Genomic DNA, 12,239 nt, shown 5'->3' with positions numbered 1-12,239 from the left:
GCCTCAGGCCCGCTTCTCAACATTGGCGCTGCGGGCCGGCACGCCGAATTCCTTGCGGCAGACCTCGGCCAGCACGGCGACGCCCTCGCGGATCTGCTGATGCGTCGGACTTGCAAAGCAAAGCCGTAGCCGCGAGCTGGAATGGCCCTTGTTGGTCGACCATTCCGGCCCCGGATTGATCGAGACGCCCGCCGCGAGCGCGGCCTGATACAGCTTCAGCGTATCGACCTGGTCGGGCAGCTTTACCCAGAGGAAGATGCCGCCCTTGGGCTCCTCGAATTCTGCGGCCGTCCCGAACTGCTCGTTCAGGGCTTCCATCAGCGTGTCGAGCTTGGTGCGCAGCGCCTTCGTCAGAGCCGGCACGTGGGTCGAAAAGTGTGGCTTGCAATAGGTGGCGAGCACCATCTGCTCCAGCGCGCCCGAGCCGGCATCCGTCTTCAGCGCCAGCATCCGCGACATCACATCCCAGGGCGCCACGATGAAGCCGACGCGCAGCGCCGGCGCGATCGATTTGGAGAACGAGCCGATATGGATCACGCCGCCGCTCTCGCTCATCGCGTAGATCGCCGGCGGCCGCTGCCCTGACCAGACGAGGTCGGCATAGCAATCGTCCTCGAAGATGGGCACGCCATACTCGGTCGCGAGCCGGACCAGTTCGGCACGACGGCTCTCCGGCATGATGCTGCCGGTCGGGTTTTGCACCGTCGGAATGGTGTAGATGTATTTGGGGCGGATGCCGCGGCTCTTCAGATCGGCCAGCGCCGTCGCCAGCAGGTCCATCCGCATGCCGTCCGCATCGAGCGGAATGCCGACCACGTTGACGCCGAGACGCGCCAGACGGGTCAGTGAGCCCTGATAGCTATCCTGCTCGAAAATCACGGTGTCGCCGCGCGTCAGCAGCGTCGCGTTGACGAGGTCGAGCGCCTGCAGCGAGCCGGAGACGATCATGAGGTCGTCGACCGTGCAGGTGATGCCGGCATCGCGCTTCAGCTTCGTCACCAGGAATTCGCGCAGGGGCAAATAGCCCTGCGGACCGTGCGCCAGCCCATAGGTGGCAAGCGACCGTCCCTCGCGCTGCAGCGCCAGTGTGGTGGCCTCGATCAGGCCATCGAGCGGCAATTGCTCTGAATCGTTATTGCCACCCACAAAGCTGTATTTGGCAAGGCCTGTCCAGCGCGCAGAAGGGGCCGGCAGCCCTGCCGGAAACAGGGGTGCGAAGTCGAAGCTGGACGTCATGGGAGCGTTCCTCGTTTCTGTTCTTGTCGAGGCAGCCGGCGTTGCGCCAGCTCACCTTATTCTTGTTTCTTGCCAACCGTCCGGGTCGGACGGCCTTACTTCCTGGTCGCCGTCCGGGTCGGGCGGCCCTGGCTGATGAAAGCGTAGTGTGCATTGGCGACGCCGCCAACCATCAGGGCCTCGACCACGGGCTCGGCAATCTCGCCTGTCGCGGCCCAGTCGACCAGGAAATTGGCCCCCGTGCCGCCGCGCACGTCGTCGGTCGGAATGAAGATCGAGACGGTGGCCAGCGGCTTCAGAGCCACCTGACCCTTCAGGTAGCTCTCGACCTGCTTGCCTGCGGTGTCGAAATAGGCGATGCGTTTGATCACCAGCGGCTGGGTTTCGGAGGCGTTGTGAACACTCAAGGTCACCGAGAAGTCGACACGCAGCTTGCCCTGGCTCATCGCGACGCTCGAATAGGCGGGCACGTAGAACCCGCCGGAGATGACGAGTTCTTCCTTCGGCGTTGTGGTGAGAGAATCGGCGAAGTTCTGTTCGATACTGATCTTGGATTGTGCGGCGACGGGCGCGGCTAAGGCGAGGGAGCATAGCAGCATTGCTACGAACAGCCCTTCTCGCATGTGACGAATTGCTCGCTTGCCGCGCCGCAACCCGCCTCTAGGGTGCGGCAAAACGGACCAATTTGGCATGCACGAGCTCATTCGCGACATTACTCTCTGTATTCTGTTTGCCTGGATGCTGGGTCTGCTCGCCCATTTCTCCCGGCAGCCGCTGATCCTGGCCTATCTTATCGCCGGCTTCTGCATAGGTCCATTCGGCGCCGGCTGGGTCCACTCGCAGGAATCGATCAGCGTCATCTCCGAGCTCGGCCTGATCTTCATGCTGTTCATGATCGGGCTGGAGATCGACCTGAAGAAGATCGTGCGGGCGGGAAAGGTGATCCTGTTCGCCGCGGGAGGACAGCTGCTCGGCGGTTGCCTGCTTGGCGTCCTGTTCTTCGTCGGCATCGGCCTGTCGCTCGGCGGCGGGCAATTCGATGCGGTCTATCTCTGCGTTGCCTGCGCACTGTCGAGCACCGTCATCATCGTCAAGGTGCTCTACGAGAAGCGCGAGCTCGACACGCTGCCGGGACGAATCACGCTCGGCGTGCTGGTGCTGCAGGACATCTTCGCCATCCTTTTCCTGGCGGTGCAGCCGAGCCTTGCCAATCTGCAGGCCAGCGTCATCCTGCTCTCGATCGGCCGTGTCGCGGTGCTGGTCACCGCAGCCCTGCTGGTCAGCCGCTACGTGCTGCCGCGGCTGTTCCACCAGATCGCCCGGCGGCCCGAGCTGATCCTGCTCGGCGCGCTGGCCTGGTGTTTCCTCGTCTCCGAGACCGCCGAACGGCTGTCGCTGTCGCGCGAGATGGGTGCCCTGATCGCCGGCGTCTCGCTCTCGACCTTTCCCTACGCGCTCGACGTCACCGCCAAGGTCACCACGCTCCGGGACTTCTTCATCACCCTGTTCTTCGTCGCGCTCGGCATGACCATTCCCATCCCCGGCCTCTCCGTGATCGGGCTGGCGCTGATGATCGCGGCCTTCACGGTCGTGAGCCGCCTCGTCACCACCTTCACGCCACTTTATCTGATGAAGCAGGGCCTTCGCGCCAGCCTGTTGCCGGCGCTGAACCTCGCGCAGATTTCCGAGTTCTCGCTGGTGGTCATCCAGACCGGCGTCGCCGCTCACCATATCTCGGCGCAGACGGCGAACGCGGCTTCCTTCGCCTTCGTGGTGCTCGCGGTGCTCTCGACCTTCGCGATGAGCCGCAGTGACGAGATCATCCGCTGGGCGATCGGCCCCTTGAAGCGAATCGGCCTGCGCGACCTCGACCATGGCAGCGGCCATGCCGAGGAGGGGCACGAGGCCGGCCATGGCGAGGCCCGCCGCATCGTCATCCTCGGCTTTTTCCGTGCAGCGAGCGCGCTGCTGGCCGAGGTCGAGCGGCAGACGCCGGTGCTGCTCGAGCAGATCACCGTGGTCGACTTCAACCCCAATGTGTACCAGACCCTGCTTTCGCGCGGCCTGCACGTGATCTATGGCGACATCAGCAATGTCGATACCTTGCTCCATGCCGGCATCGGCAAGTCCGAGATGATCATCCTCAGCGTGCCGGACTCGCTGCTGAAGGGCGCCACCAACGAGAAGCTGGTCCGCCACGTCCGCGCCCTCAATCCGACCGCCTTGATCGTGGCCACGGCGGACCTCTTGGCCGACGTCGCCTCGCTCTACGAGGCCGGCGCCAGCTACGTCACCGTGACCCGGCTCAGCGATGCCCACGAGCTGTTCACGGTGATCGAAGCCGCCCAGGCGGGTCTTCTGGCCGACAAGCGCGCCGAGCTCGATCAGCGGCTCGGTGAGCGGCGCGAAGTGCTGCCCTGACGGCGTCCGGGCGCCTTCCTCTCCGGCTGTCTGCGCCTATATCCTGGTATCTTCGGTGCAAGCCTCGCCTCCGATGGCCCGCCGCCCGGAATATCTGGTTGCGTCCAGGACACTAGCGCCCCGGCCGAAGTCCAGCTAAGCCTCCCGGCATAACCGATAGAGATTGGGACATGCCCGATAGCGTCCAGGAAGTCTTGCAGGCCTTTGCCCGGGGTGAGCTCGTGGTCGTCACCGACGACGACGACCGCGAGGGCGAGGGCGATCTGATCGTCGCCGCCTCGCTCTGCACCGCCGAGAAGATGGCGTTCATCATCCGCCACACCTCCGGCATCGTCTGCGCGCCCGTGACTACCGAGGACGCGCGCCGCCTACGGCTCGATCCGATGGTGGCCCATAACGATTCCGCTCACACCACTGCGTTCACGGTGTCGATCGACTACAAGCCCGATGGCGGCACCGGCATCTCCGCCGAGGAGCGCGCCTCTTGCTGCCGCGCGCTCTCCAATCCCAATGCCGGCGCCAACGATTTTGCCCGGCCCGGCCACATCTTTCCGCTGATCGCCAAGGACGGCGGCGTGCTGCTTCGCTCCGGCCATACCGAGGCGGCCGTCGATCTCTGCAAGCTCTCCGGGCTGCCGCCGGTCGGCGTCATCAGCGAGCTGATGAACGACGACGGCAGCGTGATGAAAGGCGAGCAGGTTGCCCGCTTCGCCGCCCAGCACAAGCTCAAGCATGTCACCATCGCGGACATGATCGCCTACCGCCAGGCGCGCGAAAAGTTGATCGAGCGGGTCTCGACCTTCGTCACCGAAAGCCCGATTGGCCCCTTGCAAGGCTATGCCTATCGGTCGCCGTTCGATTCCATCGCCCACGTCGCTTTCGTCTATAACGGCGTCGGCGACGGCAAGAACGTGCTGACCCGCTTTCACAAGCCGAACATCGTCAAGGACATCTTCACCGGGCACAAGCACATGGCGACCGTGCTCGAGCATTTCAAGAAATCCGGCCGTGGGGTGCTGGTTTACTTGCGCGACGGCGCTGCCGGCGTTCCCGTGGCGGCGCTGCCGGACGAGTCGGCGACGGAAGCCGACCGCAACCGCCAGTGGCGCGAAGTCGGCGTCGGCGCGCAGATCTTGCGCGACCTCGGCGTCACCTCGATCCGGCATCTCACCTCCTCGGTGCACGACTACAAAGGCTTGTCGGGCTTCGGCATCGAGATCGTCGCCAACGAGCAGCTTGAAAGCTAGCGCTGTCGTTCCGGGGCGCGCCACGCGCGTCCCCGGGGGATTCACGCAGATCCCACCATCTGCAACGCAATTGCACTTGTTGCCGCGGCGCTCTACTTTGTCGGGCAAATTTTGACGGAACCAGACGAAAGGACGTTTCATGAGCGTGCGCCCTCAGGCCAAGGACAAGCCGGCTGCGGCTTCTTTCCAGTGGGACGATCCGTTCCTGCTCGACGAGCAGCTGACCGAAGACGAGCGCATGGTGCGCGACACCGCCCGCGCCTACGCCCAGGACAAGCTGCTGCCGCGCGTCACCAAGGCCTATCTCGAGGAGAAGACCGACCGCGAGATCTTCAACGAGATGGGTGAGCTCGGCCTGATCGGCATCACGCTGCCGGAGGAATATGGCTGCGCCAATGCGAGCTACGTCGCCTATGGCCTGGTCGCGCGCGAGATCGAGCGGGTCGATTCCGGCTATCGCTCGATGAACTCGGTGCAGTCCTCGCTGGTGATGTACCCGATCTACGCCTATGGCGACGAGAACCAGCGCAAGAAGTACCTGCCGAAGCTCGCCAGCGGCGAGTGGGTCGGCTGCTTCGGCCTGACCGAGCCCGATGCCGGCTCCGACCCGGCCGGCATGAAGACGCGTGCCGAGAAGGTCGCGGACGGCTATCGCCTCACCGGCAGCAAGATGTGGATCTCGAACGCGCCGATCGCCGACGTGTTCGTGGTCTGGGCCAAGTCGGCCGCGCACGACAACCAGATCCGCGGCTTCGTGCTGGAGAAGGGCATGAAGGGCTTGTCCGCGCCGAAGATCGGCGGCAAGCTGTCGCTTCGCGCCTCCATCACCGGCGAGGTCGTGATGGACGGCGTCGTGGTTCCGGAAGACGCGCTGCTGCCCAACGTCTCGGGCCTCAAGGGTCCGTTCGGCTGCCTCAACCGCGCCCGCTACGGCATCTCCTGGGGCGTGCTCGGCGCGGCCGAGGATTGCATGCATCGCGCGCGCCAGTACACGCTCGACCGCAAGCAGTTCGGCAGGCCGCTGGCCGCGACCCAGCTGGTGCAGAAGAAGCTCGCCGACATGCAGACCGAAATCGCGCTCGGCCTGCAGGGCTCGCTTCGCGTCGGCCGGCTGATGGACGAGGGCAAGTTCGCGCCCGAGATGATCTCGATCATGAAGCGCAACAATTGCGGCAAGGCCCTCGACATCGCCCGTGTCGCCCGCGACATGCACGGCGGCAACGGCATCTCGATCGAGTACCACGTGATGCGCCACGTCCATAACCTCGAGACCGTCAACACCTACGAGGGCACCCACGACGTCCACGCCCTGATCCTGGGCCGGGCAATCACTGGCATTCAGGCGTTTTTCTGAGAACGGGCGTCGTTGATATGCTCCGCTGTCATCGTCCGCGAAAGCGGACGATCCAGTATTCTAGAGACCTAGCCTTCGCCGCAAACGCCTCGGCGTACTGGATACCCCGCCTTCGCGGGGTATGACGGCGAGGGGTGGGGCAGCAGTGCGCAGGAAGTCCCCATGTCCGATAATGACGACGTCCCGTTCAACCGAAACTTTCCGCTGAAAGCCGGCATCGTCGAAGAAGTCCGACCCGGCGTACGCCGCGTGCTCTGTAACAATCCGAGCCCGTTCACCTTCACCGGCACGGTCAGCTACATCGTCGGCAAGGGCAATGTCGCGATCATCGATCCCGGTCCTGATGATGCGGCGCATGCGGCTGCGCTGCTCGATGCCGTGCGCGGCGAGACGGTGAGCCATATCTTCGTCACCCACACCCATCGCGACCATTCGCCGAACACCGCGCGGATCAAGCAGGCGACAGGGGCGCCGGTCTATGCCGAAGGCCCACACCGGGCCTCGCGCCCACGTTTCGAGAGCGAGAAGCACGATCCGGAATCCGGATCCGACCGCGATTTTGCACCTGACATCAACCTTGCACATGGCGACGTCGTCGAAGGCGACGGCTGGCGGCTCGAGGCGGTGGCGACGCCGGGGCACACCGCCAATCATCTGGCATTCGCCTGGCCGGAGCGAAAGTTCAACTTCGTCGGCGATCACGTGATGGGCTGGTCCACCTCGATCGTGGCGCCGCCAGACGGCTCGATGATCGACTACATGGATTCGCTCGACCGGCTCGCCGCACGCGAAGAGGATCTCTACTTCTCCGGCCACGGCCCCGAGATCCCCGACGGCCAGCGCTTCGTGCGATTCCTGATCCGGCATCGCAAGGCGCGCGAGGCCTCGATCCTGCACCGCCTCGCCAAGGGCGAGACCGACATCCAGACCATGGTGCGCGCGATCTATATCGGCATCGATCCCAGGCTCACGACGGCGGCCGGCTATTCGGTGCTGGCGCACCTGGAAGACCTGGTCGCCCGCGGCGTGGTCGCGACCGAGGGCGATCCGGTGATCGGCGGGACCTATCGGATGGCTGGCGCGTAGCTCTCCGCTGTCATTCCGGGGCTCGCGAAGCGAGAGCCCGGAATCCATTCATCGACGAACTCCGCCGCCCGATGGATTCCGGGTTCGTGCTTCGCACGCCCCGGAATGACAGCGAGGCTACTTCTTGACCGTCTTTGCCGGTGCCTTCGGCGGCGTCACCGGCGTCTTCTTCACGGGCTTGAGCGCGTCGGCGTCGGCCGCGGTGTTGAGATCGTCGATGAATTTCTTGACGCGTGCGGCGTTGCTGCCGAGATCGCTGTCGAAATTGCGCGAGGCCGAACGGATATCGACGCGGGAGTCATCGCCGTCCGCCACGAACCTTATCGAAACGTCCTCGCGAAAACCCATGATCGGCGTGCGCGCCACCGCCTCGATGCGGCCGATGCGGCGAGGCGGCTGCGGCGCGCGCTCGTCGATGATGATCCATTTGCGCTTGTTGACGAGCTGCAGCGCGATCGCATAGGCGCGGTCGACGGAAATCTCGAGCTCGACCGGCTCGATCTCTGGATAGAAGTGGCGCTGCTGCTCCGCCGAATAGAGCCCGGCATAGACCGCGGTGTTGGTGCCCTCGCCGGTGCGCAGGCGCGCCAGCGCGTCGAAACGCGGCGGATCAATCGGGTCGGTGGTGATGTCATGGATCGCCGGCAGCTTGCGATATTGCAAGGCCAGATAGGCGGGGTAGGCGAGGATCGCTCCGTCGATCAGAAGGGCGAGCAGGATGCGCGCCATGCCGCGCGAGCCGTTCTGCCAGATCGCGGCAAAGCCGGCGAGCCCGAACAGGATCGAGAGGCCGGCGATCGCGAGGCCGCCGAGGAAGGTCGCAAGCGCCGGCTTCGGCTCCAGGAAATCGAAACGGACGATGATGACCGACACCACCACGGCCACCACCGCGAACACGGCTAGGTTGCGCGCCCAGCTCGCGAGGCTGGACACGGGCTCCGACTGATAGGGAGCGGAAAACCTGCGGGCCATCGAGTGAGCTCTGCCGGGGATTTGGAGCGATGCCGGCCGATCCGGCGCGACGATGGGCCGTTGAGACCACGGCGCGGAGGCAAATTCAAGGGTTCCGGGGACCCCTGCATCGTCATGGCCGGGGATAGCCGTCCCAAGGACGGCGTCGCTTCCGCTCGCCTATGCCCCGGCCATCCACGCCCAGAACGTGGATGCCCGGGACGAAGCCCGGGCATGCCGGTGGTCGTGGCTTACGCCGCAGCGTTCGGGAAGCGGTAATCCTTGAACTGGTCGCGCAGCGCCGTCTTCAGGATCTTGCCGGTGGCGGTATGCGGAATACCCTCGACGAAGGCGACGTCGTCCGGCATCCACCATTTGGCGATCTTGCCGTCCATGTATTTCAGGATGTCCTCGCGCGTGGCCTGCTGGCCCTGCTTGAGCTGCACGATCAGGAGCGGCCGCTCGTCCCATTTGGGGTGGAATACGCCGATCACGGCAGCTTCCGCCACGGCCGGATGGCCGACCGCGAGATTTTCGAGGTCGATCGAGGAGATCCACTCGCCGCCGGACTTGATGACGTCCTTGGAGCGGTCAGTGATCCGCATATAGCCGTCCTCGTCGATGGTCGAGACGTCGCCGGTGTCGAAGAAGCCTTCCTCGTCGAGGATGTTGGTATCCACCCGGTAATAGGCCTTGGCGACGGCCGGGCCGGCGACCTTGAGGCGGCCGAACGTCTTGCCGTCCCAGGGTAGCTCCTTGCCGGCATCGTCGGTGATCTTCATCTCGACCGCGAAGGGCGCATAGCCCTGCATCTGCAGCACGTCGAGTCGCGCATCGCCGGTGGCATCCTGGAATGGCGGCTTCAGCGCCGCGACGCTGCCGATCGGGCTCATCTCGGTCATGCCCCAGGCGTGACGCACGTTCGAGCCCATGTCGAGGAAGGCCTTGATCATCGAGCGCGGCATCGCCGAGCCGCCGCAGATCACCATCTTCAGGTTCGGCAGCTTGAGATTATTGGCGGTCATGTGCTGGAGCAGCATCAGCCACACCGTCGGAACGCCGGCGGTGTGCGTCACCTTCTCGGTCGAGAGCAGCTCATAGACCGATGCGCCGTCGAGCTTGGCACCCGGCATGACCAGCTTGGTGCCCTGGGAGGGGGCGGAGAATGCGATGCCCCAGCTGTTGGCATGGAACAGCGGAACCACCGGCAGCATCGTCTCGGACGCGCTCGTGCCGAGCGCGTCGACATTGTTGGCCATCAGCGCGTGCAGCACGTTGGAGCGATGCGAATACAGCACACCCTTGGGGTCGCCCGTCGTGCCCGACGTGTAGCACATCGCGGCTGCCGTGTTCTCGTCAAAGTCCTTCCATTTGAATTTGCCGTCGGCCTCCGCAATCCAGTCCTCATAGGCGACGACATTCTTCAGCGTGGTCGCGGGCATATGCGCCTTGTCGGTCAGCACGACGTAGCGTTCCACGCTCGTCAGCTTGTCGGCGATCTTCTCCAGGACCGGAACGAAGGTGATGTCGGTCATCACGATGCGGTCCTGCGCATGGTTGATGATCCAGGCGATCTGCTCGGGGAAAAGGCGGGGATTGACGGTATGGCAGATAGCGCCGATCCCCATGATGCCGTACCACACCTCGAGATGGCGCCAGGTGTTCCAGGCGATCGTTGCGACACGGTCGCCGAGCTTGATGCCGTCGCGCTCCAGCACCTGCGAGACCTTGAGCGCGCGCTTGTGGATCTCGGCGTAAGTGGTGCGATGAATCGGTCCCTCGACCGAGCGTGTGACCACCTCCTGCTTGCCATGAATCCTGGCGGCGTGTTCGATGATCCGGTGGCAGAGCAGGGGCCAATCTTGCATCAAACCAAGCATTCCGACGTTCCTCCGAGAAGCCGCTGGGCGCGTTTTCGCTCTCAGCGTTGGGCCAAAGATTGCCATGGGTTTTAGCGTGCCGGACTTTCGCCGCAAATGGTCTTGTCGCGGCTTTATGTCCACTGGGGCGGCAATGGTTACCGCTGCGGTCGGGCTGTCACTGGTGTTCGCCGAGAGGGCGGAGGCGCGGAAATATCCCGCGCCGCTCGATATCTTCAATCTTGGGGCCCCAAAGCCGCGCGCAGCCGTCCGCGCCGCCAGGATTCCCCTCCCAAAATCGCGTCCCGAAGAGGCCCCGAAAGCGACCGACGAGGGGCCATCACAGGCAGAGGGCAAGCCATCTCCGGACAAGCCGAGTGCGGAGAAGCCTGCCGAAGCCGTGCCGCCGCCCGAGAAGCCGGTCTCGGCCTGTCGTCTCGCGCTGACCGAGGAGATCGCGATCGCGCCCTCAATTCCGGATATCCGCGGCCCCGGCGTCTGTGGCGGCGAGGATCTGGTGCGGCTGGAAGCCGTCGTGCTGCCGGACAAGCGCAAGGTGACCGTCAAGCCGGCGGCCATTCTCCGCTGCACCATGGCGTCCGCGATCGCTGATTGGCTGCGCAAGGACATCGCGCCGCTCGCCACCAGCCTCGGCTCGACCATTGGCGAACTCGATAATTTCGATTCGTTCGAGTGTCGCGGCCGCAACCGTGTCGCCGGCGCGATGCTGTCGGAGCACGGCAAGGCCAATGCCCTCGACATACGTGCCATCAAGCTGGCCAACGGGCAATCGATCGGTCTTACCGACCGTACCATGCCGCGCGAGGTGCGTGAGCGCGTGCTGCACTCGGTCTGCGCGCGGTTCTCCACCGTGCTCGGCCCGGGTTCGGACTGGTACCACGAGGACCATATCCATCTCGACCTGGCGCAGCGGCGCAACGACTACCGGATCTGCCAGTGGAACGTCTGGGATCCGCTGCCGCAGGTCGCCCCCTTGCTGCCGGCGGAACGCCCTGACGAGGCGCCGCCTCGCGAGGTCGCGGCCAAGCCGGGCGCGGAGGGGGCCGATGGCGGGGAGGCGGAGAAATCGCCTGCGTCCGGAGACAAGCCGACCGCTGATGGCAACAAAGCCCAGCCGTCCAAGCCCGCAACAAAAAAGCGCCGGTGAAACCGGCGCTTTTGAAACGTCTCAGGATGGCCCTGCTCAGTAAGAAGAAGCGGAGCCGCCGCCCTGGAGCGCCAGCCGCGAATTGTAGGGCGAATCGCCGTGCTTGGGCTCGAGCACCACGACGAGGGTGCCGAGCTTGACGCGATCATAGAGATCGATCGCGTCCTCGTTGGTCAGGCGGATACAGCCTGACGAGATCGAGGCGCCGATATATTCCGGCTGGTTGGTGCCGTGGATACGGAACAGCGTGTCCTTGCCTCCCGAATGGAGGTACAGCGCGCGGGAGCCCATCGGATTGTCCGGTCCGGGTGCAACGTAGGTCGGCACGCCCAGGCGCGAGATTTCGCCGGGGGTGGGGTGCCAGGCCGGCCACTCGGTCTTGCTGGCCACCTTGGCGATTCCCGACCAGGCCATGGCCTCTTCGCCGACGGTGATGCCGTAGCGGATCGCCTTGCCGCCCTCCAGCACGTAATAGAGGTAATGGTTGTCGGAATCGACCACGATCGAGCCCGGCGCTTCCTTGCGGTGGAATTCGACAATGGCGCGGCGGAACGGCTCGGCGACCGCATTATTCTCGTACTTGACCTTGGCAAGGAGTTCCTTGTCCTTCGGCTTGAACGCCTTGGTGTCGGTCGCCTCGTAGCGCGTGGCCTGCATGCAGCCTGACAGCATCAGACCAGCGGCCAGAATTCCAAATATGACTTTCAGCGACGACATGGTTTGGTTCCAATCAAAACAATACCGTGCGGAACGCTTGAGCTTGGCGCCCAAGTTCCTCGACTCCGTTAATCCCCATTATCGTTGAAATCTGCCACAATTCCAGCACTGAAGCCCTTTTCCCGCGCTGCAAGACCGTAGCTGTGGCTTTTCTGCCGCAAATTTTGCGGCGGAGTGGAGGTTATTTGGGCGGGAAGCGC

General features: G+C 64.5%; 10 protein-coding genes. 5 read left to right on the top strand and 5 right to left on the bottom strand.

What is annotated here, in order from left to right; genetic code table 11:
* Positions 1-3: 3 nt before the first annotated feature.
* Together RX330_RS28430 and RX330_RS28425 are read right to left on the bottom strand one after the other, a co-directional pair.
* A complete protein-coding gene (locus RX330_RS28430) occupies positions 4-1,236 on the bottom strand; it encodes a PLP-dependent aminotransferase family protein (RefSeq protein ID WP_317240671.1) in 1,233 nt (410 codons plus the stop codon).
* A 95-nt stretch (positions 1,237-1,331) separates the two neighbouring features.
* Complete coding sequence (locus RX330_RS28425) at positions 1,332-1,859, bottom strand: DUF3124 domain-containing protein (protein WP_375847643.1); 528 nt, start codon at positions 1,857-1,859, stop codon at positions 1,332-1,334.
* 67 nt (positions 1,860-1,926) lie between these two features.
* Between RX330_RS28425 and RX330_RS28420 the strand changes: the two genes are divergently transcribed.
* The 4 genes from RX330_RS28420 (at position 1,927) to RX330_RS28405 (ending at position 7,344) form a co-directional block, all read left to right on the top strand.
* Positions 1,927-3,657, top strand: a complete 1,731-nt coding sequence (locus RX330_RS28420; protein ID WP_212080870.1) for a cation:proton antiporter — start codon at positions 1,927-1,929, stop codon at positions 3,655-3,657.
* A 170-nt stretch (positions 3,658-3,827) separates the two neighbouring features.
* Positions 3,828-4,904: a 3,4-dihydroxy-2-butanone-4-phosphate synthase gene (gene ribB / locus RX330_RS28415; protein ID WP_317240669.1), complete on the top strand. Its 1,077-nt coding sequence runs from the start codon at positions 3,828-3,830 to the stop codon at positions 4,902-4,904.
* A 139-nt stretch (positions 4,905-5,043) separates the two neighbouring features.
* On the top strand, positions 5,044-6,258 hold the full coding sequence (locus RX330_RS28410; protein WP_063196452.1) for an acyl-CoA dehydrogenase: 1,215 nt from the start codon (positions 5,044-5,046) through the stop codon (positions 6,256-6,258).
* 162 nt (positions 6,259-6,420) lie between these two features.
* Positions 6,421-7,344: an MBL fold metallo-hydrolase gene (locus RX330_RS28405; RefSeq protein ID WP_317240668.1), complete on the top strand. Its 924-nt coding sequence runs from the start codon at positions 6,421-6,423 to the stop codon at positions 7,342-7,344.
* Positions 7,345-7,461: 117 nt separating this feature from the next.
* Here RX330_RS28405 and RX330_RS28400 read toward each other — a convergent pair whose 3' ends face one another.
* Positions 7,462-8,316, bottom strand: a complete 855-nt coding sequence (locus RX330_RS28400) for a DUF1499 domain-containing protein (protein ID WP_317240667.1) — start codon at positions 8,314-8,316, stop codon at positions 7,462-7,464.
* 230 nt (positions 8,317-8,546) lie between these two features.
* A complete protein-coding gene (locus RX330_RS28395) occupies positions 8,547-10,175 on the bottom strand; it encodes a fatty-acid--CoA ligase (protein ID WP_317240666.1) in 1,629 nt (542 codons plus the stop codon).
* A 64-nt stretch (positions 10,176-10,239) separates the two neighbouring features.
* Between RX330_RS28395 and RX330_RS28390 the strand changes: the two genes are divergently transcribed.
* The gene (locus RX330_RS28390; protein ID WP_317240665.1) at positions 10,240-11,322 is read left to right on the top strand and encodes an extensin family protein; all 1,083 of its coding nucleotides are present in this window, start codon (positions 10,240-10,242) and stop codon (positions 11,320-11,322) included.
* Between the two features lie 36 nt (positions 11,323-11,358).
* On the opposite strand, the gene RX330_RS28385 is transcribed toward RX330_RS28390, so the two are convergent.
* A complete protein-coding gene (locus RX330_RS28385) occupies positions 11,359-12,039 on the bottom strand; it encodes a L,D-transpeptidase (RefSeq protein WP_212080877.1) in 681 nt (226 codons plus the stop codon).
* Positions 12,040-12,239 lie beyond the last annotated feature (200 nt).

Source organism: Bradyrhizobium sp. NDS-1 (genome assembly GCF_032918005.1).
GTDB lineage: Bacteria > Pseudomonadota > Alphaproteobacteria > Rhizobiales > Xanthobacteraceae > Bradyrhizobium > Bradyrhizobium tunisiense.
This window is presented reverse-complemented; position numbering and strand designations above follow the sequence as displayed.